A 25,550-nucleotide genomic window follows, 5' to 3' on the forward strand; every position below is an offset into this window, starting at 1 on the left:
GGCATGCGGAAATAACCCTTCATTGAGGGGTAGGGGAAAGTATCGGAAGGAATGATCAACGCGCCCGGACCCGCTCTACCGGGGCATCGGAAGCATCCGATAGAGCGGGCGTCACGGGCTAATGGATCAGATGAAAGCCAGCACGATGCCGGCCAGCTGAGAAGCCACCGACAGCCCATTCGCGAGCACTGACAGTCCGGTGTCTACCCAGCTCAGAACAATGTAGGGGTCCATCGAATTCCTTTCCAGTCTTTGGATTGACGCCCTTATCCAAACCCCGAAACAAGTCGCAATGGAAGAGTTTGCAGTTACCTATTTTGCGTTAACTCAATATTTCTCATCCCCGAAATAGGTGATGTACTGCGCGAACGCGCTACGCGGAAAAATTTTGCGTAACCCGTAAGAGTTCCGTCGTACGACCAGCGGACCCCAGGAGCGTGGCGCGCGTCACTACTGCAGGAGATGTTTCTTGAATTTTTCTGTTGCCCGGCCACTTTCGGGTGTGATATCCCTTGATGTCCACTCGGGGGCAGGAATTCACTGGCAGAACTGTGCCGCCCTCGTCGACTCGCACATCCGGGGGGTGCCGCATGGCCACGACCACACACCGATCCACGCCCGACTCTGGACCCGCGCCGAAGGCGCGGATCCCCGACCTACCCAGCACACTGCTCACCATCCGAGAACATTTCGGATTGACTCGCGCCGACGCCCACGAGCGCCACAGGGTCAGCAGCTCATACCTCAGCCAGATCGAAGACGGAAAACGCACACCCAGCCTGGACTTGCTGGAACAGATCATCGCTGGCTACGAACTCTCCTGCGCCCAAGCTCAATACCTGCGCGAACTCCGCGCTCCCGCCCGCAGACTCTCTCCGATCTCACACCTACGCCGGTTCATCGCCCGGACGCCGCAGCTTGTCCAGCATCTCGACAAGCTCGAGCAGCACGGCGTACCGGCCGCCTTCATCGACCCGCTCAAGCAGGTCCTCGCGGCCAATAACGCGTTGCGAACAGCCTTGCCCGGCATGTTCGATATCGGCTGCATCCCTGAGTGGATGTTCAGCGCCACCGGCAGGGCCGCAGTGCTCAACTGGCCGGCCGAAGCCCTCTACACCGTCGCGTCCCTACGACCCGGACTCGCCCGCTACCGCGACTCCCCCCGAGCCCGCGCTCTCCTGGCCGACCTCGCCAAAGACCCCACCTTCAACGAGATCTGGCACAACAACATCGACATCATCTACGGCCGCGACACCAGCAATCCCCTGCAGTGCCACCACCCCGACACCGACAACCACTACTCACTCACCCTCGCCATCTCTCCCGTCACCCAAACCCAAGAAATCCTGCTCGCCACCGCAGTCCCAGGGCCACCTGCCAACCTCTCTACGTCGTCGGAGCAGGGATGACGTTGATGTCAGCACAGATAGTTGACGCGCGAATTCACGCCCGCCGCATGAGTCGGATCGAGCGGACCTGGCTGAACAGAGTAGCGCGGTCCTCCCGCCGAATCGCGCCCTCGCTGGATACGGCGTCGAGTACCGGGGCGGCTGCGTTGGCGAGTAGGTCGGCCGTAGTGCCAGCCATCGGCTCTCCGTCGGCATCGAGATCGACGAGTACAGCGCTTATCCGGACGTCCGCATCGACCTCGGCGTCTACAACACACTCACCATCACCCGCAGAGACACTGACCCCTGAGCCACGACCTCACTGCCGCCGGACCGTGCTCCGATCCCTCCAGCGAAGCGGGGCGAACCTCCCCTTTCGTCGACCTCGGTGAAGTCCGACAACAGCAACGGCGACCTCACCACAGTGCGCAGAGTCAACCCCGCTGCCCAGGGACCAAACGGAAGTCATGCGAAGCCCGGCTTTCGGCGCGGTAACAGCGAGCCGCCCTCCCTGCTCAGTGACCCGGGATGGGACTATCTCGGTAACGGTGTTTCCGGCGGTTTCTCTCAGTAGGTTCGAGCGTCGGGCCAGCGGTCGGCGAAGGTGATCGCGAACGCGTTGACCGCGGGCTTCCAGCGCATCGTCCATCGTGCCCGACCGGCACCGGTCGGGTCGAGCGAACGAGTCACCAGATACAGGCATTTGAGGGCGGCCTGCTCGGTGGGGAAATGTCCGCGGGCCTTGATCGCGCGCCGGTAGCGGGCGTTCAAGGACTCGATCGCATTCGTCGAGCAGATCACCTTTCGGATCTCGACGTCGTAGTCGAGGAACGGGATGAACTCCTCCCACGCGTTGTTCCACAAGCGCACGATCGCCCCGTATTTCGAGCCCCACCGCTCGGTCAGCTCATCGAGCGCAGCCCGGGCGGCATCAGCATTTACCGCGGTATAGAGCGGTTTCACATCCCGCTTCAACGCGTCCCAATGCTGCCGCCCGGCCAGCCGGAACGTGTTCCGGATCAAATGGATGATGCAGGTCTGCACCGTCGCTAGCGGCCACACATTCCCGACCACCTCCGGCAAGCCTTTCAAACCGTCGCAGACCAGGAAGAACACGTCCTTGACCCCACGGTTACGGATCTCGGTCAGCACACTGAGCCAGAACTTCGCGCCCTCTCCACCGGATCCGGCCCACAACCCGAGGATGTCCTTCTCGCCGGTCAAGGTGACCCCGATCGCGGCATAGATCGGCCGGTTGGCGACCTGGCCGTCGCGGATCTTGACCACGATGGCGTCGATGAAGATCGCGACATAGACCTCGTCCAGGGGCCGGCTCGACCATTCCTGCATCTCCGCCACGACTTTGTCGGTGATGCGGGAGACGGTTTCCTTCGACACCGAGGCGCCATAGATCTCGGCGAAATGCGCCGAGATCTCCCCGGTGGTCAGGCCTTTGGCATACAGCGACAGCACGATTTCATCGACCCCGGTCAACCGGCGCTGGCGTTTCTTCACGATCTGCGGTTGAAAGCTGCCGTCGCGGTCGCGGGGCACCTCGATCGGCACCGGTCCGGTCGTCTCGGTCAACACCGTCTTCGACCGGGTCCCGTTCCGCACGTTGGCCGACTCCCGCTCGGCAGGAGCTTCGTTCGGCTCGAAGCCCAAGTGCTCGGTCATTTCCTCGTTCAGCGCGGTCTCGAGGACTGTCTTGGTGAACTGCTGAAGCAACCCGTCCGGTCCGGTCAGGGACAAGCCCTGTTCTTTGGCCATCCGGACCAACTCGACCGCTGCCAGCTGCTCGGCCGAGGCTTCGGCCTTCTTCTTCGCCACGGCATCAAGTGTCGTCATCACGGCACCTTCCCGCTGACCATCGGTCAGCGAATCAGGCCGGAAACACCGTTAAATCCACAGTCCCCCCGGGATCGGCCAGGGAAGGATCTGCGTTCACTGCGGTGGCCAGACCGACGATCAGTTGTCTATCAAAAACCGTCGTGCCTCTGCGGTATCGGGCCTTGTGGCTACCTCGACGTCGCTGCGACCGAGCGTGTCGAGGCATCGGGGCGTCGCCCCCGCTCGTCGGCCACCGGTTCATCGCTGGTGATCGCGGTCAAGTCCTCGACGCTAATGCGGCCAACGCGAGCGATACGGCGTCGTGCGGGTCTTAGCGGCTGTCGGTGCGCATCACCATCGCGGCCGGGATCCGGGCGTCGATTCGAGAAGTGTGTCCGGCCGGTTTGCTGTGCGGTCATTCACTGAGGACCTCCGATCGGCTTCGGGATGTCGTTATTCGTAGTCGTCGTTGTGGAGACCGCCGAGGTAGGCAATTGCCCCCAGATACTGACGGCACAGCGGTACATGGTCGGTGTGTGTTTCACGGGTTTGCATTGCCTCGTCCAGTGAATCGAACCTCGGTTCGACGGCGCAGTCGTCGAACCGGCCGGGCACGGGTGGGGTTTCGATATCGGGGCGGGAGCTGGCTCCTTCAACAGGATGCCTGGTCCGGGGGCGGCTGTGGGCGAGGGTGATGAGTTGGTGGATTGCCAGGGAACTCACGATCATCTCCTTGACTGCGCTGTTGTGTCGGGGAGGGGTACTGGCGGGGTTGGAGGGAAGGCGACCGGTAGTGCTGTCAAGGCCCGGTGGAACGGTCCGGGTCGCCATGTCAGGTCCCCGGCCGGGACGGCCAGGGCCATGTCCGGGATCGCGTCGAGGAGTTGGTCGATCGCGTCACGCACGATCAGATACGCGAGGGTGCGGGCCGGGCATGCGTGCGGGCCGACGCTCCAGGCCAGGTGGGAACGGTTGCCCGTGAGGTCACCGGCGGTGACGTTCGGGTCGGTGTTGGCGGCGGCGAGGCTGATCAGCACGGGTTGGTGGGCGGGCAGCCAGGTCTGGCCGATGAGGGTGGGGGTGCGGGGGTAGGTGGTGCAGAAATTCGCCATCGGGGGGTCGTGGAACAACACCTCGTCCAGCGCGTCTTGGGTTGACAGGCTGCCGCTGATCAGGCCACCGCCGAACCGCTCATCGGTCATCATCAACAGCAGTGTGTTGGTGATCAGATTCGGTTGCGCTTCGGCGCCGGCTCCATAGAAGCTCATCAATTGGGCGAGCACTTCTCCTTCGTCGAGGCCGTGCTCGTGGGCGAGTAGCCGTGAGGTGGCGTCGTCGCCGGGATGCCGGTGTTTGAGGTCGATCAGTTCTGTCAGTGCTGTCCGCAGCAGCGTCATTCCTTCGGCCGCGCCGACGGTATCGAAACGTGCGGCCATTCCCGCGGTGACCCGTGCCCCGATTTCGGTTGGGCAGCCGATGATCTGGTTGAGGACCGCGATCACGAGGGGACGGGCGTAGTCGGCGACCAGGTCCGCGGATCCCGACTCGCAGAAGGTGTTGATCAGCGGGACGGCGAGGTCTTCGACGACTGCGTGCATCGTGTGGCCGTCGACGGCGTCGATGCTGTCCTTCGACGCTTCCCGATAGCGGGTGTGGTCGAGGCCGGTGCTGTAGCGGGCCGCCGGAAGCCAGCGCATCATCGGCAGTACCGGCGAATCCGTCGGTACTGTGGTCTGCCAGGTGCGGGGGTCGGTGGGGAAGTGCTCGACGTCGTGCAGGATCCGTACCGCGACCTTATGGCCGAGGACCAGTGTGGCCGGTACGCCGGGCGCGATATCGACCGGCGCCAGATCACCGAATTCCGCACGCAGTTCGGCGTAGACACGGTGGGGGTCGGCCGCGAATTCGGGGGTGTACATGGGTGTTCGCGGATCACTGGAATTCTCTGGTGATGCGTGCGCGACCGGACACCGGGCCACCGGTCCTGCGCCGGGATAAGAGATCGAGGGCATCGAGGGCAAAGAAGACATGTTCCGTTTCTTCGAACGTGGGTGAGGAGACCGAGAAGCCGGCTCGGTCTCCAATATCTGGGGGCGACCCGCGAACCCTGCGGGAGGAACTGGCCTGGGGTGACGTGTTCGTCACCGGCACCGACCGGCCAGTCAGGTCAGGTCAGGTCAGGTCAGCGTGTCGCGCACGGTCGAGACCAGCGCGTTCTGCTCGGTGCGGGGGCAGCGGACGCTGATGTAGCCGTCGGGCCGGATGAGGCACAGCGCGTCACCCTCGGGTGCCCCGTATAGATCGTGTACCCGCCGCGAATCGGCAGCGACCGCGCCGACCGGTCCGGGTCCGTGGTATCCAGGCGCGAGGACGACCACCGGTTCGACCCGGCGGCCGAATTCCCGACGGACACCCATGACCAGCGCCGTGGTGTCCGCGACGGTGTTGGGATCGCGGTGGGTAACCAGCAGAGTGTGGCCGCCGTGCCGCAACCGTTCGTGTAGCCGCAGGCGTGGGGTGATCTCTACGTCGGGCGCTCGATCCCCGGCCGATACCCCGGCCAAGAGCTGTCCGGAGCAGGTGCTGGCCGGGGTGGCCTGCCCATATCCGAAGGCCAGTGCCGAGATCCGGCCCACCGCCCGCTCGGTGAACCCGGGTTCCCGGGCGATCGCCAGCCGCTCGGGGACCGGGCGGCCGTGGTCCATCAGCACCGAGTGCAGTTCGTGGGTGCCTTCTACGACCTGTTCGGCGATCGGACGCCGCTCAGCGTCATAGGTGTCCAACAGCGATTCCCCAGCATGGCCGTTGACGACGGCGGCCAGTTTCCAACCGAGGTTGAATGCGTCCTGCATCGAGGTGTTCATGCCTTGCCCACCTGCCGGGGAACGCTCATGGCCGGCGTCTCCGCACACGAGGATCCGCCCGTTGCGATACCGGGAGGTCGTCCGCCGCCGTGTCCGGAACACCGTCGTCCACTCCGGGGTACCCAACCGCACCGCACCGCCGAAATGCTCGTCGAGCACCGTCTGGAATGCTGCCGCGGACGCATCTATCTCGCGGGCATCTCCGGTTCCGCTGATCAATACCCGCCACAGACCACCCGGTAGCGCGGTCGTCAACAGCATGTGATCGCGGGTGATGCGGTAATCGACACCTCCGACCTCCACCGGGCAACCCGATAGCGTCACGTCCATCATCCGCATCGCGGTCCCCACGTACTCCGCGCTGGTGACCTCCGCCCCGAGGTAACCGGCGACGCGGCTGTGCACGCCATCGCACCCGATCAGCCACTCAGGGCGAACCGTTTCGGTTTCGCCGCTGTTCGTATCGCGCAACGTGGCTGCAACTTCCCCGCCGGGGTCGACAGCCACCGAAACCAGTTCGGTATGCCAACCGATACTCCCACCCAGCGCAATGAAATGACCTCGCAGAATATCCTCGGTGTCGCGCTGGCTGATCGTCCGGTAATAGGGATACCGACTATCGAGGCGCGTGAAATCCAACTGCACCTTTTCCTCGAACCCCTCGAAGCGATAATCCATCCACTCGCTCCGCAAACCCCTGTCCTGGAACTCCTCGACGATCCCGACCTGCTCCAACAACTCCAGGGTGCGGGTATGCACTGTGAACGACCGCGACGTCATCACCGAGGCGGTGAGCCTGTCGATCACCCGACACTCCACGCCACGACGCAACAACTCGATACCGAGAATGAGCCCGGTCGGACCAGCACCCACGATGAGAACAGAAACCCGTGAAACACGCGAAAACCACATCGAGATATCTCCAACTTGATCAAGATCGAAATCGAATCGTGCATCCGTCTGCGACACACGACGGCACCGAATTGGTCGCGACGTCAGCAGCGGAGCTTCGATGAGCGGACGAATGGCACGGTCACAGCCTCCAAGTGGTATACGTCGGATGCGCGTGACGGCAGTGGCACACGCCATGGAACGGTGGCTCGGCGTGAAAGCACTACAGGTCTTGCCGGATCGCACGAATCAGTTCACCGTCGCCTCTGCCGACCGTCGGTCGGCATGTCCTGACTGTGCCGCGGCGGGGTGTCGCATCTCGACACCCATCACATGCCCATCTCAAACTTCTTGTGCCCCTGCCGTCCCCTCTACGATGGGCACCGCCAGCAGACGCAGGGAATCGAAAGGTCTCAAGGGGTAAAGGGGAAACGGCGATGGCAACACGCCTCAAAACCGTGCTACAGCAACAGCACCTGCAAACACACACAGCGTTCTGCCGCGAATACGACAAGATCGCCGCCACCATCGACCCCGACCTCGTCGGATCCGCCCCACGGCGATCGCAGTTCCACCGCTGGCTCTCCGGCGACGTGAAAGGACTCCCCTACCCCCACCACTGCCGCATCCTGGAAAAAATGCTGCCCGGACACACCGCCACCGAACTGTTTCAACCGGAAACCACCGGCCGGCAGTACAACGCGCCCGTTATTCCCGCCCGATCGGACAGCACTGTCAGACCCTTTGGCTCGTGGTTGCCTCCGGGAGTCGAGTACCCCGAATCAGGCGTCGCGGCAGAGGAATTCGCCGACTCGCACGGATGGTTGGATGGCTCCCGTCTTCCCTTCTTGCGCATGCCTGCGGGTCGGTTCTTCGCCGGGGCGGATATTCCGGCTGTCGTTGTTGCGGCGGTGCCTGATCGCGGTCGTATCGTGGCTGCTGCGCCGACCGGAACGGCTCGGTATCCGGCACTGTCCGGCTCGGGGCGATCGGTGGTGGTCGCCCACATCGACGATGCTGATCAGCCGCGTCGCTATGTGATGGATCGCCGCCGAGTTCGGGCCCGGCTGGCGACCACCTCGCCGGAGGCGCCGCTGCTGTTCCCTCGCGCATACGTGCTCGATGATTTCACACTTGCCATCATTTGGGCTGTGACCGGCCTGGACAGCGCGCTGCTGGATGACGACGCCGACTTGGCCGAAGTGGTCGGGCTGCTGGAAGCAAGGACGTCCGACCCGCATCTGGCCTTGGGGCGCGATCTCGGCGCCGAATTGTCCCCGGTGTCGAGGATGTGGCTTGGCTCGGAGGTCTGTGCTCGCCATATCCTGCGAAACGCTGACACGTTAACCGACACTCCACAGTTCTGGAGCCGGGAACAGCGTGGAGAAGAGGCGAGCACGTGGCTGCTGTTCGGACACAAGTACCGGTATCTGCATGCCACGAGCAGCCCGGACTCCGACCGGCCCGTACGCGCATTCTGCGTCCCTCCCGCCGCCGTCCATCATTCCGGACGACCTGAGCGGATACTGCTACTCCTCGCGGCGGTCCTACACGAATCCACCGGTGTCACCACTGTCATCTGCTCCGAACCCGAGTACACGACCACTCCCGGGTTCGTCCTCGACCGCAACCACCGCGCGTTGGTGGCCAACTGGGTCAACACCGACCGGATCTGGCAGGTCGACGTCACCGACCGCCGACCGACTCTGCGCGAGTTCGATGACGCGATCCGATGGGCACGATCGCGCACTGTCCTGCCCGGTGCATCACCGCGTGACCGGCTTCAGGCGTTGGCCGATTACCTCGATCTGGACTGGAGTTGGCTGGTTCGCCGGGCAACTGAGTTTGCCGACAGCGGGATCGCCGGTTTGTGTGCCCCGCGCAGTCGACTGCTGTCGACCGCTGGTCTCGACCAGGCATGCACCTTCCTTTCCAGCCTCGACGCCGCCGGTCGTTAGGCTGCTAGAGTGCCTACCGTCGAATCTCCACGCCGTGTCACCGCATTCGCCCTCGGTGGCACCATCGCCATGACCGATACCGGCGGCGGCACTGTGACTCCGACCTTGTCGGCGCAACAACTCTTGGCGGCCGTCCCCGGTCTGGCCACCACCGGTATTGCGATCGACACTGTCGACTTCCGGCACAAGCCCGGTGCCAGTCTGACGTCAGCCGATATCGCCGCTCTCGCCAGCGAGATCGCCTCCCGACGCGACGAAATCGACGGTGCGGTCATCACCCAGGGCACTGACACCATCGAGGAAACCGCCTACCTGCTCGACCTGCTCCACACCCCGGACTTTCCGGTGGTCGTCACAGGAGCCATGCGTAACCCGACGCTGGCCGGCGCCGACGGCCCCGCCAATATCCTCGCCGCGACCCTCACCGCAGCCGATCCCACGATGCGCGGCCAGGGCTGCCTGGTGGTGTTCAACGACGAAATCCACGCAGCACACCGGGTCCGTAAGACTCACACCACCAGCACCGCCACCTTCTCCTCCCCCAACGGAGGTCCGCTGGGCTTCCTCACCGAAAACCGGCCCTGCCTGCTCAACCGCCGCCTACACCGACCGACTCTACCGACAGCGGCACCGGGGGCTATTCCATCACCACATATCCCTATCGTCACCGTGACGCTCGGCGATACCGGCACAGGTCTACGTGCCCTCTCCGGGAATGTTTCCGGGCTCGTCGTCGCCGGGTTCGGTGCCGGCCACGTCCCGGCCGACCTCGTCGATATCCTCACCGAGCTCGCTGCCAGAGTTCCAGTAGTCCTGGCCTCACGCGCCGGCGCCGGGACAGTCCTGTCGGCTACCTACGGATTCCCAGGATCGGAGCAAGACCTCCTCGCCCGGGGCTTGATACGCGCCGGATATCTCGATCCACTAAAGGCCCGTATCTTGCTGCATACCCTGTTAGGGCTCACTGTCGATCGGGCCGTCATCGCCGACGCATTCGCCGTCTCCGGCGGCTACGCCGACCCAGATTCTTGGCCCTGGCCCGACCACCTACGCAAGGAGCATTGACGATGCGCGCCCACGAACTCCGCCTCGGACGCTCCTTCGGCCTCGTCTTCGACCACGGCGACGACTTCTACACCGCCCTCGACGAGTTCTGCCGCACTCACCACATCCGCCAGGGTTACATTCCCTCGTTCATCGCCGGATTCAGCGAGGTCGACCTCGTCGGCGCCTGTGACCGCATCGACGACCCCGCCGCCCCCGTCTGGTCCAAAGTTCATCTCCGCAACGTCGAAGCATTCGGAGGCGGAACCCTCGCGTACGACCCCGACAGCGGCGAACTCAAACCACACATTCACGTCGCGATCGGACTCAAGGAACACGCCGCCTCCGGCTACACCAGCCACCTCCTCGGCGCTACCGTCCAATTCCTCACCGAAATGCTCGTCATCGAAGTCCTGACACCGGACATGACCCGAACACCACAATCAGACCTCTACAACGTTCCCCTGCTCCGGTTCGACACCGCGCCCGGCCACGGCGCGACCGAACCGAGATGACCGGCGGGAAGCGACTCACCTCGATCGAAGAGCAGCTCGCCAAGAAGTGGCCACAGCTCGGCGGTCGGGATGCCAAGGACGCTCTGGCCTCGATCCTCAGCAAGCACAGCTAGCGGCCCCGCTCTACCCCTCGGTCTCGACCCCTGCCCGGGGCATCCCTTCCGCCGCGGGTGGGCTGTGGCGGTTCCCGGAAGGGAGATTCAACCCCCGGCGGCGGACGGTTGATGCGGAGTATGTCTGCGGCCTCGTGTCCGGTCATAGCCGGATGTTCCCCACGGGCCGCAGCTTCCCGATCCAGGCGCACGCGCTCGGCCACCCGATCGACGGCTTCGCGCCGCCTCTGCTGCTCCTCGCGTATCTGTCGCTCGCGTTCCTGCTTCTCCAGGGCCTCCTTGGCAGCGGCTCGGGTCCGCTCCCTCTCCTCGGCCTTTTTCTGGACTTCGCGAATCCTTTCCTTTGCTCGAAGCTCCGAGGATTTGAAGAGCTCTGGCTGTTGCTGTTCTCGACTGCGCTCCAGTTCCCGGCCGAGCTTTTTCGCTTGTCTCGCCTGCTCCTGGGTGACCTCGTCAACACGGAAGCGGTCACCGAAGTCGCGCACCATGTCATCGAGGGCTTTGCGAATCTCCTGGTCCGGGGCGCCTTCGATGACAATCCAAGCTCCCATGGCCCTTCTGTCGATCGTAAGGGCTTCGCGGTCCAGCTTGATCTGCTTCAGTGTGAAGTCGTCGGCTTTGAGCCTCCTGGCGCCCTTGTACTCCCGAAATTCGTACTGGTTTATTGCTCTGCCGGCGTCGTGGATGCGGCGGCCCGAAGCCAGTTGCTGAGGCACCTCGTGCTGCCAACCCCTGTCGGGCGTCTCACCTCGCATCTCGGCAATGCCGTAGTGAAACCAGCGTCCGATGTCCTGGGAGGTACGGCCACGCTGGGAACGCTCACGTTGTTCCCGGCGCTCCTGCTCGACAAACCGTCGGCGACGCTCTTCTTCTTCGCTAGGCATCCCCCCGCCCCCCGATTAGATCAGGCCATGTTTTCGTTGTAGGTCCAGGCCTTCATGCTCGAGTCCATGGGCCTTGGCGTAATCGACGGCGCGCGAATACCACTCGCCTACGACCGCAGATCCGAACTCCGCGTCCGGCGAGTCGAACAGCATGTTGACCGGGAAGTCGGCTTCGTCAGTCCAGTCGTATCGGATCGTCGGCCCGAAGTTCTGAAGTCGGCCGTCCTCGGCGAAAAGCACTCTGCCCATTGAGGGGTCGTTGATCCAGCGGCCGTCGCAGTGCCTGACGAAGTATTCGCCGATGTAGGCCACGAACGCATCCACCAACTGGGTCTTGTCGGCGTCGAACAGCGCGTCTTCGTCGACGAAGAAATAGTCAAAGGCGTGGTCTAGCCAGTGCAGCGCCATCTCGTCGCTGTAGCGATCAACACCCGATGGCATCGGACCTATGGGCTTGGCCGAGCCGGTCTGAGTCTTCCAGTCGGCGGGCACCCTCGGCAGCGCTTCGGTAAACAGCCAGTCGATCACCCCCGCGATGCGTTCGGGGCTCGACCACACCACCCACTCCGGATCGTCCTGTGCCGCCACGTCGATCTCATCCATCACTGGTCGATTCCTTCCCCTTGTGTCCACCAACCCGATTCGGACCACCGCAGCGTACCCGCCGGTTCGCACGATCTATCGCTCTCAGAGGAGACGAGGAAGCAGACCGATGCATCCGTCAAATCGGCGCTCTCGGGCGCCACTGCGGTGGCCATATCCAGAAACATCTCGGCAACGACGAGATGCAGCAGCTGTCGCGCTTAGCGGTCAAGGCGGTGTAGGTGGTGTGTATGCCGTCGGTGACGGTGGTTGTTTCACCCCAGTGCCGGGGCGGGTGGGCATTGTCTGCCCTCCGATACCCGCTACCTGGCATGGCGGAGCCGCGAAATCGGACACGGACGCGTCTGGTCCCTCGACTCGGCAGCGCACTATATCGCCGCGGCCTGCGGAGACGGGACAGTCCGGCTCCATTCGACCGCCGACACCGACCAATCGACAGTGCTGGATACAGAGGCACGCCGCATCTGGGCGGTGGCGATAGCACAGTCCGGCGACCGGCTCGCCGCAGCGGGCGACGACGGCCGGGCCCGGGTATAGCTGCACCTGATCAGGTTTGCCGGTAGCGCGCCAGTATCTTCTTCACAGCGTCCGTGACCGGTGGTTCCTCGGCCAGACTGGTCCAGGTGTAGGCGTCGTGTTCGGTGAGTTCCACGGGCTCGGTGTGTCCGACCTCGACAGTGAAGTTGAATTGTCGGCTTTTCTTGCCGCTGCCGGACTGGTAGTCGAACTTGCCGAGGTAGTTCGTGATGGCGGTTACCTCAAGGCTGGTTTCTTCCTTGACTTCGCGAATCAGGGCTTGGTCGATGGCTTCGCCGGGGTCGACCTTGCCGCTGGGAAGCTCCCAGATTCCGCCCATGAAGTCGTCGGCGGGGCGTTGCAACAGAAGGACTTTGCCGTCGTGTTGGACGACGGCGCCGACGACGAGTTGTTGCACCTCGTCCTGGTCGGCTTCCCGTGTCAACGTATCCAGCAGTGGCGTCTTGATCATCGAGCCTTATCCTTTCAGATCGGTGTGGTGGGTGGTCACTTTGTGGAGCGCTTCGATGTAGCGATCGACGAGTGGTAGGTCCTCGTCTCGATGCCACACGGGGAGTTTGAACGTGGCGTGGTGCAGAGATTCGGCCCTTGGATAGTCGCCTGGTGCGTATGCCAGTTTGCCAGTGAAGCCTGCAAACAGAGGACCTGGCTCTTGGAAGAGCGGCAGGAGGTTGAGGGGGCAAGTCGATCCGGGCCGGTCGATCTCGTAGCAGCCTTCGGCTTGAAGCGCGGCGTGGAAGCGCTCGACCGGCACATCGTCGAACATTGCGTCGTCGTAGACAATCGTGAACCCATACCAGGCTGGTCGCGCCTGCAGGTCGTGCCAATTGACAGTCAGACCGGGCTCTTGCCGGAGTTCGTCGTGGATGTGCTCAGCGATGCGCTGACGCCCTTCGAGGTATTCATCCAGATGCGACAGCTGCTCCAGGGCAATGGCTGCAGCCAACGGATGGATGCGATGCTTGAGCCCCATACCGGTCACGGCGAAACGGCTGAGGTCAGAGTGCGCTGGGATTTCGTTTCGGCACCGCTTGTTGTATTGGCCGTGCAGCAAGACGCGATGGTAGACGTCTTCGTCATCAGTAATGACGAAGCCACCCTCCCCTGCTGACAGCGGCTTCGGGCCGTTCATGCTGAACGCGGCGGCTTGCCCGAAGGTGCCGAGCTTCTGCCCACCAAGGCTTGCCCCGTGAGCGTGGGAAGCATCTTCGAGCAGTGGCAGACCATGGCTGTCCGCCAGAGTTTTCAGGCGCCGAATCTGAGCTGGCATCCCCCACATATGTGTGACGACGATGGCTTTGGTGCGCTTTGTGATACGTCTCGGCACGTCGTCCGGATCGAGGTTGCCGCTGGCGTCGCAATCACCCAGGACGGGGGTTGCGCCCAGGTGCAGCAGCGGGGTGGCGGTAGCGAAGAAGGTATACGCCGGCACTATCACCTCGTCACCTGGCCCGATGCCGCAGGCGGCATACATCGAGTGCAGTGCCGCGGTGCCTGAGCTGGTGAGGACGGCGTAGCGGGCGCCGAAGTACTGCTGGAGTCCATCTTCGAGTCGAGCGATGACACCTGAGCGGTCATAGATCGAGATGCCTTCATCAAGCTGATCGAGGATGGCAATTCTGGTGGCCTCTGTCAGTGGCGGCCATGAGAAATGCGGTGCCGCCTCAGAAATGACAGGGGTCCCGCCGAGCAGCGCCAGAGGTGAAGTCACAACAGCTCCTTGGGATTGATGTAGTTGCGGGTGCGCGCGGCCTCGTAGCAGGCGGAGACAAAGGCCATGTGATCCAGGTTTTCGGCGGGACCGCTGAGGTTCGGCCGGTCGCCATCGATGACGCGGTGGAAGTAGTCGATCTGGCAGGCCGCGGCCGAGGGCCAGGCTTGCTCACGATGCAGCGACTCGATGACCTCGCCGCTGTTCGTCAGCCGGCGGATGCGGCCCCGTTCCAGATGCACGACGCCGTCAGACCCGACAAGCCGGATCTCTTCGGTCTTCGGCCCGATGAACCGCGAGAGCAGCAACGAACCGTAGAGGCCGCTGTCATAAGCGAAGTGGATGAGTGCGGTGTCTTCGGCGTCATAGCACCGGTCCGGTCGTGCGCCGACCGACAGCTCGGCTGCGATGCTGTCGGGCAATCCGAAGTACCACAGGATCAGGTCGATGAGGTGGTAGCCCATATCAATCACGCAGCCGCCGCCCGCCTTGGCGGTCTGCCCACGCCAGCCTTCGGAGGGGTCATCGACGTGGACGGTGTAGCGGGCGTCGATCAGAAACGGCGTGCCGATCTGGTCAGCGAGCTGCGGAAAGCTCGTGTAGATCGGATTGAATCGCCGTTGCAGCGTGACCATCAGCTCGATACCAGATCGCTCGCACAACTGCGCCAGTTCGATGGCTTCGATCAGGTTGGTGGCGAACGGTTTCTCCTTGAGGACGTGGACCTGATGCTCCGCGGCTACTTCGATCACCGCCCGGCCAACATCGTGCGGCACGCAGACCACCACGAGGTCGAGTGTCTCGGCGTCGAACATTGCGCGATAGTCGTCGAAGCCAGGCACCTGGTGCATGGTTTCCTGCTCGCGCACGGCCCTCGCGTCCTCATCACAGACGGCGGCCAGCTCGACATGGCGCGACCGCGCGAGTGCCGGCAGGTGATCGTTGATTGCCTGGCGTCCGAGGCCCACGACCCCAGCCCGCAGTGTCTTACTGCCGTTACTGATGCGGCGCGAGGTGCGCCAACTGGTTTCGATGTCCGGGCGGTCGATGCGCGACACCGGTGCTGAACCGCACGACCAACTCCTACCGCTGACCGATATTGCGATCTGCTCCGCAGACTTCACACCACCCGGCTTCGAAGGCGACACCGCAGCGTTGATCGATCACCTATGTTCAGCTGGGCCCAAACACGCCGCAGTCACGCGAGGCCCGGACCCGATCATCTTCGCCGACGACGGCCGACACGGCATCATTGAGGTCACACCGGTCACCGCCGCCGCCGACACTCTCGGCGCCGGGGATATTTTGCACGGCGCGTTCTGCGCCTATTACGTCCAGAGCCGCGATTTCGTCAACGCGCTCACCCGTGCCTCAGAGGTGTCGACGTTGTCGTGCCGCACCTTCGGTACGCGGAACTGGGCTACAGCACTCAGCTGATCACAACGTAGTTCCCGCCAGTCTCGCGCAACACGATGTCAGCGCGATCCCGCGTGCCCGCGATCAGACGGGCGTTCGGCATATCGCTGTCGGCAATCTTGACCTGCGCCTGTTCAATCGTTCTGCCGCCCTGGAGATGACGGACGGTCAATCTCTGCTCGATAACGTCGTCGGCGGCGTCGAGGTACCACACCTCATCGAGCTGAGCGCGGACCTCGGCCCAACCAGGCTGTTCGAGCAGCAGGTAGTTGCCCTCCACGACCGCCAGTTGCTGCGCGGCGAACACTATGGCATCGGGCACGGGATCATGCAGGTCGCGATCGTAGAGCGGCCACGGTATACGCCGCCCAAGTGGAGCTTCACGCAGCACTTTTAGACGCGCAACGAACCCCGCGACGTCGAGGGTGTGCGGTTCGCCTTTGAGATGGAGGGCCCCGACCGCGTCCAGTTCGGCGGAGGTCTTGTGGAAACCGTCCATCGGGGCGATCTCCGCAGGCACAGCGTGCCCAGCCCGGACTGTGGCGGCCAGATTCTGCGACAACGTCGACTTGCCTGCTGCAGGAGGCCCAGCGATTCCGAGCACGTGCCGCCGACCCTGTGGAATGCGGGCCGCCACATTCGCCGCCAGCTCGGCCACAGACACTTCAGAACCTGCACGCATCCCGGAATTCCTTGCACGAGAATCAAGCCAGTGCAACCACGTTAGCAAGCCCAAGAGGCCCCGCCGGGCGTCGATGATACCGATCCGGGGTTCCGCCAACTGCACGGGAAGTAAAGAGACTTCCCGCACCGGCGAATGTTTACCGCGCGCTGGCCGTCTGCTGGGCACGCTCAACCGGTCAGTCGCTGCACCTGGTCCCCTCAGATCGGCTCTGCGGGAGCGCCGGGCTCGGGTTGAAGGTGATCCGGGCAGCGACACCGCCGAGGGCCGCGAGCCAACCGGCGAAAATCATGCACCAATCAGCCCGGCGCCGGAGCGGAGGCTCAAAACTATGACGGATACGCTACGGCACCGTCCAATCATTCTGAGATTCCGACACGTTTTCTGAGCTCCTACACGACGCCTCAAGGACGGGAGACACTACTAGGCGGCGTGCAGATCGAATTCCTGCGCCTTGGCGCCTGCGATGAACGCGGCCCATTCGGTGGGCGTGAAGACCATGGCGGGCGCTTCGGTGTCAGAATCGCGTAGGACGATGTAGCCGTCTGTGCGCTGTTCGATTTCGGGGAGGCCGTCGCCGAGTGGGTGGCCGCTGCCTGCCTTCACGTGGTCGAGGAAGCGTGGCCAGAGGGTGCTATCGATGGCGATGATGGGTTGGACTGCGGGATCGTTGGCGGGATCTCGGAGGTATTTGCTGTCGCGTATGAAGACCGTCTGGCTTCCGAAGGCAACCTGGACGCACTGGCCGCCGTTGGTCCCGCTGTAGCTCGAGGTCCGCCAGTGCAGGCGGTCCTGGGAAGTCATTCCGTTCTCCTACGCTTGTTCGAGGCGATCTCTGCGCCCGCGGATGATGTGGGCGGACTCCTCGACTGGCAGGGCCAGGGAGAGAAGTCGATCTGCAATCATTTTATACATCGCGACCTGCTCTCGATCCTGCACGTACAGGGCGCCGGTCTGGTACTCGATGTAGCCGAGGCTCAGCGCGGTGTCGAAGTGGAGCAGGGTGAAGTCCCCGTCGAGACCGGCGTGAACGGGGGTACTCGTCGGCATCACGCGGAGTTCGACATTCTCGCGGTCCATCAGATCGACGAGGTGGCCGAGCTGTTCCGCCATGACTTCGGGGCCACCGACGAGCCGGTCGAGGGTGTGTTCCTCGATGACGGCCTGCAGGTATAACGGGTTATCTTCGCTGGTCAACCGCTGGCGGGCCATCCGTGCTCGGATGGTTTGGGGTAGGTCCAGTGGCGCGATCTGCAGGCCCCCGCTGAGCAGGGCGGTGGCGTAGCCCTCGGTCTGGAGCTGGCCGGTCAGGGTCATCGCCTGGTAGGTGAATTGGCTTGTCGCCAGCCCTTCGAGTCCGATGAACGTTTTGAACCAGCCGGGCAGGACTTCGCTGAACGGCGCCCACCACGTGCTCTGATCGGCGCGGCCGGCCAGTGACGTGATCCGATCAATCTGATCGACCTCTGCCCCGTAGAGACGCATGAGGGTGGCGGTTTCGTCGGGTTGCTGCTGGTACTTGCCGTTCTCCATGTTGTTGATCTTCGGCTGGGTGCAGCCGAGTTCTTTGGCGGCTTCGGCCTGGCTGACCCCGGCACGCACTCTGGCGGATCGCAGCTCGTGACCGATCAAGAAGCGCAGTGCTGACGGATCTGATCGGCTCACGGTCACTGTGTGGTCCTCCTGCGGTTTCAGGGTCGTGCGACTCAGTATCCACCACATCCACAAGCGTACTCATAATGAATTTCATAAGCGCTTGTATCAGCTTATATATTTGCTTATGGTCGATTCAGGGGTGGTATGTACCGCCACACGACGACCGGGAGCAGTGATCAACATGACGGTTCTGCAGGAGTCACAACATCTCGTCAGCGACTGCACACCGCACCACGCGCGCAGCACAGGCGACGGCGGATGGGTAGTGAGTTATCTACCCGGGCGAACCTTGACACGCGATCAAGCCGAAGCGGCGCTACTTGCCCTCGAAGACATGGCGGCCCTGCAGGCTCACGTCGGGCTGCTGGGGCTGACCGTGTTGGAAGCCATGGGCATGGCTGCCATGGAGTGTCCGTGGCCGCCGCCCCGTAAGGAAGGGTTCGCCGCGCGGGCGCTGGCCTGGGCAGGGGTGTCGCGGTGATCGCGCGGCGGGCGTGGTCGATCGCTAACACGACCGTGGCGTTCAGCGCGGTCGCGGCCCGCGGCCAACGCAGGGTCGTCCCGATACAGCCGGTACCCGGGTCTCCGTTGGGTGTGGTCAAAGGCGGGCCTCACCGGAAGGACAAATCCTGATGTTCGAGAACTGCCACACGCCCTTCGAGGTAGCCCACATCTACCGGGGGATGGGATTTCCGGTCTCCTGCACATTCGGCCGGGTCGCGGTAACCGCGTCCAGATCGCTGGGTGCGGTGGTGATGCCACCGGACCTGGGCACTCTGGTCCGTCACGAACTCGAACACAACCGCAGCCTCATTGCGCCGGTATTCACCTATCAGCGACCGCGCCGAGACTGGGTGTTCCTCGTTGGCCCCGGCACAGGGGGCGCGCTCGGCGCCACCGCTCGTGCCGCACTGCACCGCGCAGGGGTACGAGTTCTGACCGCGGGACAGAGGGTGTGGCTGCCGATGACCGACCAACCCCTCACCTGGTACTGGATCTGGCCCCCGACCACCGCACAAGCGCTGCCCGCACGGTCGACCGTGCTTGCCACTGCCCGCCGCCAGCTGCTGACGTCACGGAGGTGACCCGATGCACGCCAGCACCGGCACCCCACGACCCGCCCGTATCACCGACTCGTCGGAATCGTTGTTCCCGACCGGCGAGGCACTGCTGTCGGCCATCCGAGGTCATCACGTCGGCCCCCATCCCCTCGCACCGATCGCCTACCGGTTCGGGCAACTGCAACAGCAGCGTCTTCACCGCCCCGTCTGCCTGGCATGCCCACACCGCACCGAACTGTTGATGCAGGCCGATCTCTGGGTGACCGAGAATGCGCCGCTGCCACATCCGAACGCGACCCTGCACTTCGAATCCCTGGGCACCGTGATCGATCGGCTCGCTGCCCAGCAGGTTCAGGCGTACCACCTGCTGATGAGCGCCGAACCATCCAGCCCGTTCGTACACGCCGCGTGGTACCGCCTCGCCGAACTGGTCGATGACTACACCGACCTGACCACCGCAGTTGCCCACCGAGCACGACGCCTCCCCGACACATCCTGCCCGTGATCGAACCCGGGCGGCTACCGACGCCCGCGCTGGAAGGAGCCTCGCAATTTCCATCCCCGGCCCACCCACGACCGGCCACCGGGCCTCGCCACCCGTCGTAACAGGCGATGAGCTGGTGATCCTCGATACCGATATCGGTTGGCACCCAGCAGGTCTCGTAGCGCTGGTGATCGCGGCGCGTATGGTACCGAATCTGGTCGTGGTCACCGCCGACGAAACTCGTGGCCGACGCGCGCAGCTGGCCCGCCACATACTGGATATGCTCGACCGGCCCGATGTCCGGGTGATCGCCGGGTTCGACCTGGGCGGCGAGGACCGGTTCCTCCTCGACAACGACGAACCTCCCCCGGCGCTCGGTGAAGATTTCCTCGAACGTATCCGTGGTCTCGATCACATGATCGCTGCCATTGTCGAACTCTGCGAATCCACCCGCCGGATCCGGTGGGCGGGGTTGGGCCCGATGTCCAACCTCACCGCCGTCATCTCCCGCCTACCCGAGATCACCGACCAGGTAATGGTCACCCAACTGGGCGGGCCGCCAGGCGGTCACCGGGGCAAGACGCCTGTCCCCGAGAACTTCCGCGTTGATCCAACATCTGCCGGGCTTGCCCTGCGCGCACTGCACACACCGCGTCTAATGCTCGGCGACCACACCGATTCCGACACCCTCCGCATCCCTCCAAACTCCCCACTCCTGCAGGCGCTCGAACGCCCCACCACACCGCCGTGGACACAACTACTGGCGACCCACCTACGAGCATGGTCCGCCCGTGAATCCATAGCCTGGATGAGGCATGCCCTGGTTCTCACCGCCGCGCTCGGACTGCCCTTCGTTGCCTTCCACACCGAACGAATCGAGATACACCCCAACGCACGTCTGGGCCGCGCAAACCACGGACGACCGATGCAAGTATCGAGCACCGTCGACCATTCCGCGTTCCTGAGCTGGACGTACGGTGCGCTGCGTGTATGAATACCCGCCCTGGTCTACTCGCGGATCCGACCGGTTCAAGCCTCGACGTCGGGCGCGCGGTCGCCGAAGCCCAGCCCGCGGAGTCAGGAAGCGGTGGTGGTGTCGCGGTAGCTGTAGGCGATGCCGGAGATGTTACGTACGGCACGATCGAGGAATCCGGGTTCCTGGGTTTTGGCGAGGCGCTCGGTGAGGGGCACACCGTGGTTCAGGATCACCGAGTGCAGTTCGTCGGTGTCGGCGATAACCTTTTCACAGATCGCGCGTCGTTCCTGCTCGTAGGTGTCCAGGAGTGCCGGGCCGACAGCGCCCGTGGCGACAGCGGCCAGTTTCCAGCCGAGGTTGACCGCGTCCTGAATCGCAACGTTCATACCCTGGCCGCCAACGGGAGCCTGCAGATGCGCGGCATCACCACACAGCAGTATCGGGCCTTGACGGTAGGTGGCGCTGAGATAGCGGCTGACCTGGAACACGCTCGTCCACTGCGGGTCCCCGAGGATTACCGTTCCGTCGAAGTGCTGGTCGAGGATCTTTTGGAAAGCCTCCGGTGAGCTGTCGACGCTGTCGGTGTCACCGGCGCCGCTGACCAGGACTCGCCAGGTCCCGTTCGGCAGTTGGGTGGTCAGCAGCATGTGGTCGGCACCGATGTCGTAGCAGACACGGCCAGCCTCACCGGGGCGGCCGGTCAAGGATGCATCGGTCATCCACATCACCGAGCCGTGGTCGCGGGCGCCGGGAAACTCTGCGCCTATGAGGCGCCGGACGACGCTGTGGGCGCCGTCGCAGCCGATGAGCCAATCGGGATGCACGGTTTCGGTGCGGCGGTCGGCGGTGTCGAACAGAGTGGCGGTGACCGCGCCGTCGTCGACTGTGACGGCGCGGAGTTCGGTGTGCCAGTCGATGACACCACCGAGTCGCAGGAACTGCTCGCGCAGGATCTGTTCGGTGTCGGTCTGGCTGATGATCCGGAAGCAGGGGTATCTGCTGTCGAGGGTGGTGAAATCCAGCCGGACGACCTGCCCGGCGTCGCGGAAGCGGTAGTCCATCGATATCCCGCGTAGTCCCTGCTCCAGGAACGGGTCGACGATCCCCATCACCTCGAAGAGCTCCAGAGTCCGCGCGTGCACGGTGAAGGCCCGTGACGTGGTGACGGGGGCGTGCAGTGCCTCGATCACACGACACGGCACGCCGCGGCGCAGCAGTTCGATGCCGAGAGTGAGACCTGCTGGACCGGCCCCGACGATGAGGATGGAGCCGGCCGATGCGGCGATACGAAACATGACATGCCTTCCTGGGCTGTTGTGGCGCATGAACCTGGCACCAGGCCTGCGCGCGGGAATTACGGGAGAACACGAACCGCGACCGTCACGCCAGAGTGAGAGGGGAAAGCCGTAGCGCGGCGTGAGGTCAGGTTCGCCAACACGATGGGTCGGGCGGTGGTGAGAGCGCCATGCACCGCTTTACGCCCGTCAGGTTTTATTTGTGCAGTTCAGCGGCACATCTACATCGGCTGTGACATCGTTGTCGGACCACAGCGGTACCGCCCGTTCCCGGCCGAACGTGCCGTCGGCGTAGATGAGGGAGGCGTACCGGCCGGCATCACGTTCCAAGACAGGTAATTCGCTAGTTTCACCTGCGCCGATTCGGTCAGCGTTTCAACCGTCGGGTGGGTGGTGATCGTGGCAGAGCCTCCGTTGCATGCTGCGCGACGGCACGTTCGGCCGAGAGTCGGAAGAAGATTTCGGTACACTCTCGGCGAGACTCCGAGGACGGCAACGATTTTCTGTCGAATGCCACGCAGAAACAGCCATTCATGGAGGGTGCCCAATAGGTCAGAAGAAAGGAAATAACGCGTCAGTCCCCGATTTTCCAGGAGAAAATACTACCCAGTAGATCGGGTATCGCTGACGAGCGAACCAAATGAATGACAGGACGATGCCCGCTGACCACGGAGCCACCGAAGGCCCCGCGTGAGAGCGTCGACAACGTGGGGTCCAACTAGATCAGAATAATGTTCGGATCCATCGATCACCTCTCCGGTATTGGATTGACGTCCCTATCCAAACCCCTAAAGAACCTCAAAGGGAAGGGTTTAGGGGCACCGATTTTGCGTTAATGAATAATTTCCCACCCCGGACACAGGTGATGTGCTGCACGAATACCGGGAAGGACGAATTTTTGCGTGAAGCAGAAGAGATCGGGCGCTGAGCAGTACGCCCCGCGGGCGACTGATGCCGCAATAACACTGACGACTGCGCCGCGTTCCTTACCTGGATACGCAAGAGCTGCGAATCTGAACCCGCAGCGCCGGCTCGCAGCGGGATCGCCGAAACGACTCGGAAAGAATCAGCGGTCGGCGAGCCGACCGCGCGCTTCGCTCGGTGAGCCGTTCCGCGGTGGTGGTGATCGCTTCGCTCTCCCTGCCCTCGGTATCGAATCCGTGGTCTGAGCTCGCAATCGTTACCAGCTCGGTCGCCGGGCGCGCCCTGGCTGGTTCTGCGGCGAGGCGGTAGGAGACGGGTGTGTCGCGGTCCCCGTGCACAATCAACGCGGGGACGCCGGCCTGAAGGAACTGCTCGAGCGGATGGTAGTGCTCGAACTCGGTGAACAGGACCTGCCCGAGTTCGAACTCGACATCGACGAGGAGTACCCCCGCGCTCGGCCAGCCGGCGGCGCTGCGGCGGTCCGAAGTTCCCTTTGCCCCAGTCAAGCTCGAGCTCGACAAACGTGTGGTGCAGGTCGAGAACCGGGTCCCACAACACCAGACGGTCCGGACTCGCAGCGAGCCACGGCAGCAGCAACGCGGTCGGTACCGCACCGAAACTGACAGCCACCACCGACAACGACGCCGCAAACCGGTTCTGCGTGTATTCCACCGCAGCCTGCAAGTCCAGGCACTCCCTGCAATCGTCACATTCCGCGACGCGCCGCCGTTGGTTCCGTGGTCGAGGAAGGAAAACCGCACAACATGAACCCACTGTCCCCAGTTGGTCGGCCCGGCAGGCGAACATCATGGCGCCCTCGTCTTTGTCCACAGTGATCCCATGGACCAGCACCACCGCACCACGACCCGCGTTCGTCGACGCAACGTGCACAGCAGCGTCGAGCACCACGCCGTCCGCCGCGGTCAGCGTCACGTTCTCCATCACCACCCCTCTGATCAGCCAGTCGGCCACCAGCCACTCACGTCGCATAAGGCACGGCCTTATACCATCCACGCTCGCCGGGCCACGACCAGCGGCCCGGACTTTCCGAACCCGAATAGCAACTGTTCGGCGCCGACCGCTGCGCAGACGCAGTGGTTATCTCCAGCCGACTCGCCGCTGTAGCCACACGATCGCCGCGCGGCCGGCTTCTATTCGATGTCGACGCAGAGCTGGCGACTGTGCCCCGGGGGACCGGTGGCTCTCCCGGGTCCAATATCCGGCCAGTGCGCACACCATGGCGGTGATCGCGGCGGGATCGATGTCGCGGGTGAGGGGGTGCGACGCCAGGATCGGTTCGGGGTCGACCCCGTGTTGGGTCAATGCGGGGGCCAGGAACACCAGGTCCACCCAGGCTGCGCCCACGCACGGCCACGACCAGTCGACGACCATGACCGTGCCATCCGGGCGCAGCAGCATATTGTCCGCGCGGAGATCGGTATGCAACAGCGTCTCGCCCATCGCGGCAGCCTCCCATCGCGACTCGAGGATCGCCAGCCGATCCAGATTCCGGCGCGCCCAACCGTCCATGTCGCCGGGCGGGCCGTCCTCGGCGAACGCCCTCCAGCTCGAAAGTTTCGGGCGGTACTCGGTGGCCAGGGTCGGGACCCCTGCCAGTGGGTTCGGGGTCAGCGTCCGTCCCAGGTCCTCGATCACAGCGAGGACCGCCGTTAGTTCCGCCGGCTGATCGAAGCGGGGATGCCTGCCTGCGATGTCGTCGAATACCAGGACGAGCCACCCGTCGGTCTCCAGGGTGAACCGCAGTGCCGGGGCCGCGATCTGCGGTGGCAGTTGCGCTGCTGTTTCAGCTTCGACGCGGTAGCGGTGGGCGAACCTTTCCTGGGTGGGGATGGCCTTGGCGAACACGGTGCGGCCGTCGACCAAGACCAGCCGGGAGGCCATTCCGCGGCTGAACCCTCCCGGTTGGGTCGATGCCGAACGCACTCGTGCACCCAACCGTTCCTCGACCCCGGCACGTACCGCCACCGGCACACCGCTCCACAGAATCCGGGGCACCACGGCTTTGGTCTCGGTCATCGACTCATCGTGCAGCGTCCAGACCGGCCTCACCATCGAATTTCATCCCCGGGACTGGAGGCTCGGAGCCGACGGCAGATCCTTCGGGTTGGCCGCCACCGGCCAACTCGTGCTCGATGTCGCGGTAGATCCGATCGACCACGGCATCAAGGGTCCAGGTGGCGTCGATACGGGTCTCGTCGGCGAATGGCAGCGGCTGCCATCCGTGATACCAGCTGGCCATCTGATCCGGTGGAATCGTCGCGGCTTGAGGCCGCCCGGCGTGCCGGGCCAGGGTTTCAGCGAAGGTGAGGTCGAAACTGTACAGCAGAGCCCGGCGCGCCGAAGTGACGAGCCGTTCCAACATGGGGCCGTAGCGGTGGACATCGAAAATGCCCTCAACGATCACCACCATCCCCCGAGCCAGACATGACCTGGCGATCTGCTCGATAAGATCGATATTGAACGCGCCGGGCTCGTCGAACTCGCGGAGCATGTTGCGCCGCACAGTGTCCTGAGAGACCACTGCACAGCGGCTGTGGTCGAAACGCCGCTGAACCGCCACGGCAGTCGAGGACTTCCCCGACGCAGAATTCCCGCGGATCACCACCAACACACCAACACCCACAGAGCCCGCCTCACCCTGGTAGGTGGTATCCACCCCTGCGGTGTCATTGCACAATGTCACGTAGGCCAGGGGGC

The 25,550-nt window shown here is 63.9% G+C and carries 28 protein-coding genes; 10 read left to right on the forward strand and 18 right to left on the reverse strand.

What is annotated here, in order from left to right; all coding sequences use genetic code 11:
* The first annotated feature begins 590 nt into the window (after positions 1-590).
* The gene (locus NS4_RS26445; RefSeq protein ID WP_063062209.1) at positions 591-1,409 is read left to right on the forward strand and encodes an MmyB family transcriptional regulator; all 819 of its coding nucleotides are present in this window, start codon (positions 591-593) and stop codon (positions 1,407-1,409) included.
* 34 nt (positions 1,410-1,443) lie between these two features.
* On the opposite strand, the gene NS4_RS32460 is transcribed toward NS4_RS26445, so the two are convergent.
* The 5 genes from NS4_RS32460 to NS4_RS26460 all read right to left on the reverse strand — a co-directional run bounded on the left by NS4_RS32460 (position 1,444) and on the right by NS4_RS26460 (position 7,171).
* On the reverse strand, positions 1,444-1,587 hold the full coding sequence (locus NS4_RS32460) for a hypothetical protein (RefSeq protein WP_157106262.1): 144 nt from the start codon (positions 1,585-1,587) through the stop codon (positions 1,444-1,446).
* A gap of 368 nt (positions 1,588-1,955) precedes the next feature.
* Positions 1,956-3,239, reverse strand: a complete 1,284-nt coding sequence (locus NS4_RS26450) for an IS256 family transposase (protein ID WP_157106263.1) — start codon at positions 3,237-3,239, stop codon at positions 1,956-1,958.
* 432 nt (positions 3,240-3,671) lie between these two features.
* Positions 3,672-3,941 (reverse strand): hypothetical protein, encoded by a 270-nt coding sequence (locus NS4_RS32465; protein WP_157106264.1) that lies wholly within the window; start codon positions 3,939-3,941, stop codon positions 3,672-3,674.
* A gap of 2 nt (positions 3,942-3,943) precedes the next feature.
* Entirely contained in the window at positions 3,944-5,137 is a 1,194-nt protein-coding gene (locus NS4_RS26455) for a cytochrome P450 family protein (protein WP_369690227.1), read from the reverse strand.
* Between the two features lie 258 nt (positions 5,138-5,395).
* Positions 5,396-7,171 (reverse strand): FAD-dependent monooxygenase, encoded by a 1,776-nt coding sequence (locus tag NS4_RS26460; protein WP_084487745.1) that lies wholly within the window; start codon positions 7,169-7,171, stop codon positions 5,396-5,398.
* A 239-nt stretch (positions 7,172-7,410) separates the two neighbouring features.
* On the opposite strand from NS4_RS26460, the gene NS4_RS26465 reads away from it, so the two are divergent.
* From NS4_RS26465 to NS4_RS26475, 3 genes are read left to right on the forward strand one after another with little or no spacing between them, the layout of a single operon-like run.
* Positions 7,411-8,931, forward strand: a complete 1,521-nt coding sequence (locus tag NS4_RS26465; protein ID WP_063062213.1) for a hypothetical protein — start codon at positions 7,411-7,413, stop codon at positions 8,929-8,931.
* Between the two features lie 9 nt (positions 8,932-8,940).
* The gene (locus NS4_RS26470) at positions 8,941-9,996 is read left to right on the forward strand and encodes an asparaginase (protein WP_218020412.1); all 1,056 of its coding nucleotides are present in this window, start codon (positions 8,941-8,943) and stop codon (positions 9,994-9,996) included.
* Between the two features lie 2 nt (positions 9,997-9,998).
* Complete coding sequence (locus tag NS4_RS26475; RefSeq protein WP_063062214.1) at positions 9,999-10,490, forward strand: PPC domain-containing DNA-binding protein; 492 nt, start codon at positions 9,999-10,001, stop codon at positions 10,488-10,490.
* A gap of 109 nt (positions 10,491-10,599) precedes the next feature.
* On the opposite strand, the gene NS4_RS26480 is transcribed toward NS4_RS26475, so the two are convergent.
* Both NS4_RS26480 and NS4_RS26485 read right to left on the reverse strand, forming a co-directional pair.
* Positions 10,600-11,487 carry a hypothetical protein gene (locus NS4_RS26480; RefSeq protein WP_157106265.1) on the reverse strand — a complete coding sequence of 296 codons (888 nt, stop codon included), beginning with the start codon at positions 11,485-11,487 and terminating at the stop codon, positions 10,600-10,602.
* Positions 11,488-11,502: 15 nt separating this feature from the next.
* The gene (locus NS4_RS26485) at positions 11,503-12,090 is read right to left on the reverse strand and encodes a hypothetical protein (RefSeq protein ID WP_063062216.1); all 588 of its coding nucleotides are present in this window, start codon (positions 12,088-12,090) and stop codon (positions 11,503-11,505) included.
* 249 nt (positions 12,091-12,339) lie between these two features.
* Here NS4_RS26485 and NS4_RS34060 point away from each other — a divergent pair, with 249 nt between their 5' ends.
* On the forward strand, positions 12,340-12,627 hold the full coding sequence (locus tag NS4_RS34060) for a hypothetical protein (RefSeq protein WP_063062217.1): 288 nt from the start codon (positions 12,340-12,342) through the stop codon (positions 12,625-12,627).
* A 10-nt stretch (positions 12,628-12,637) separates the two neighbouring features.
* Here the strand turns inward: NS4_RS34060 and NS4_RS26495 are convergent, their stop codons facing one another.
* The 3 genes from NS4_RS26495 to NS4_RS26505 are packed head-to-tail and all read right to left on the reverse strand — an operon-like array spanning position 12,638 to position 15,396.
* Positions 12,638-13,078 (reverse strand): NUDIX hydrolase, encoded by a 441-nt coding sequence (locus NS4_RS26495; RefSeq protein WP_063062218.1) that lies wholly within the window; start codon positions 13,076-13,078, stop codon positions 12,638-12,640.
* 6 nt (positions 13,079-13,084) lie between these two features.
* Positions 13,085-14,338, reverse strand: a complete 1,254-nt coding sequence (locus NS4_RS26500) for a DegT/DnrJ/EryC1/StrS family aminotransferase (RefSeq protein ID WP_063062219.1) — start codon at positions 14,336-14,338, stop codon at positions 13,085-13,087.
* The gene (locus tag NS4_RS26505) at positions 14,335-15,396 is read right to left on the reverse strand and encodes a Gfo/Idh/MocA family protein (RefSeq protein ID WP_245665747.1); all 1,062 of its coding nucleotides are present in this window, start codon (positions 15,394-15,396) and stop codon (positions 14,335-14,337) included. Before NS4_RS26505 ends, NS4_RS26500 begins: the two co-directional genes overlap by 4 nt.
* On the opposite strand from NS4_RS26505, the gene NS4_RS26510 reads away from it, so the two are divergent.
* A complete protein-coding gene (locus NS4_RS26510; protein WP_245665748.1) occupies positions 15,386-15,775 on the forward strand; it encodes a PfkB family carbohydrate kinase in 390 nt (129 codons plus the stop codon). The genes NS4_RS26505 and NS4_RS26510 overlap by 11 nt on opposite strands.
* Here the strand turns inward: NS4_RS26510 and NS4_RS26515 are convergent.
* From NS4_RS26515 to NS4_RS26525, 3 genes are all read right to left on the reverse strand, one after another.
* Positions 15,768-16,436 carry a nucleoside/nucleotide kinase family protein gene (locus tag NS4_RS26515; protein ID WP_063062235.1) on the reverse strand — a complete coding sequence of 223 codons (669 nt, stop codon included), beginning with the start codon at positions 16,434-16,436 and terminating at the stop codon, positions 15,768-15,770. The genes NS4_RS26510 and NS4_RS26515 overlap by 8 nt on opposite strands.
* Positions 16,437-16,859: 423 nt before the next feature.
* Positions 16,860-17,240, reverse strand: coding sequence for a DUF397 domain-containing protein (locus NS4_RS26520; protein ID WP_063062220.1), 381 nt, complete (start codon positions 17,238-17,240; stop codon positions 16,860-16,862).
* 9 nt (positions 17,241-17,249) lie between these two features.
* A complete protein-coding gene (locus NS4_RS26525) occupies positions 17,250-18,107 on the reverse strand; it encodes a helix-turn-helix domain-containing protein (protein ID WP_218020413.1) in 858 nt (285 codons plus the stop codon).
* A 166-nt stretch (positions 18,108-18,273) separates the two neighbouring features.
* On the opposite strand from NS4_RS26525, the gene NS4_RS33005 reads away from it, so the two are divergent.
* From NS4_RS33005 to NS4_RS26540, 4 genes are all read left to right on the forward strand, one after another.
* A complete protein-coding gene (locus tag NS4_RS33005) occupies positions 18,274-18,573 on the forward strand; it encodes a hypothetical protein (RefSeq protein WP_084487752.1) in 300 nt (99 codons plus the stop codon).
* 151 nt (positions 18,574-18,724) lie between these two features.
* Entirely contained in the window at positions 18,725-19,177 is a 453-nt protein-coding gene (locus NS4_RS26530) for a hypothetical protein (RefSeq protein WP_063062222.1), read from the forward strand.
* A gap of 4 nt (positions 19,178-19,181) precedes the next feature.
* On the forward strand, positions 19,182-19,658 hold the full coding sequence (locus NS4_RS26535) for a DUF4254 domain-containing protein (RefSeq protein WP_063062223.1): 477 nt from the start codon (positions 19,182-19,184) through the stop codon (positions 19,656-19,658).
* A 115-nt stretch (positions 19,659-19,773) separates the two neighbouring features.
* Positions 19,774-20,631, forward strand: coding sequence for a nucleoside hydrolase (locus NS4_RS26540; protein ID WP_063062224.1), 858 nt, complete (start codon positions 19,774-19,776; stop codon positions 20,629-20,631).
* 83 nt (positions 20,632-20,714) lie between these two features.
* Here NS4_RS26540 and NS4_RS26545 read toward each other — a convergent pair whose 3' ends face one another.
* The 5 genes from NS4_RS26545 to NS4_RS26560 all read right to left on the reverse strand — a co-directional run.
* Positions 20,715-21,908: an FAD-dependent monooxygenase gene (locus NS4_RS26545; protein WP_063062225.1), complete on the reverse strand. Its 1,194-nt coding sequence runs from the start codon at positions 21,906-21,908 to the stop codon at positions 20,715-20,717.
* 189 nt (positions 21,909-22,097) lie between these two features.
* A complete protein-coding gene (locus tag NS4_RS32470; protein ID WP_157106266.1) occupies positions 22,098-22,238 on the reverse strand; it encodes a hypothetical protein in 141 nt (46 codons plus the stop codon).
* Positions 22,239-22,894: 656 nt separating this feature from the next.
* Positions 22,895-23,338 (reverse strand): hypothetical protein, encoded by a 444-nt coding sequence (locus NS4_RS32855; protein WP_174552136.1) that lies wholly within the window; start codon positions 23,336-23,338, stop codon positions 22,895-22,897.
* Between the two features lie 592 nt (positions 23,339-23,930).
* On the reverse strand, positions 23,931-24,869 hold the full coding sequence (locus tag NS4_RS26555; RefSeq protein ID WP_063062226.1) for a phosphotransferase family protein: 939 nt from the start codon (positions 24,867-24,869) through the stop codon (positions 23,931-23,933).
* Positions 24,870-24,873: 4 nt separating this feature from the next.
* Positions 24,874-25,550: adenylyl-sulfate kinase (locus tag NS4_RS26560; protein ID WP_218020414.1), on the reverse strand; the 677-nt coding region annotated here is incomplete at its 5' end.

The sequence above is a fragment of the Nocardia sienata NBRC 100364 genome (assembly GCF_001613205.1).
Taxonomy (GTDB): domain Bacteria; phylum Actinomycetota; class Actinomycetes; order Mycobacteriales; family Mycobacteriaceae; genus Nocardia; species Nocardia sienata.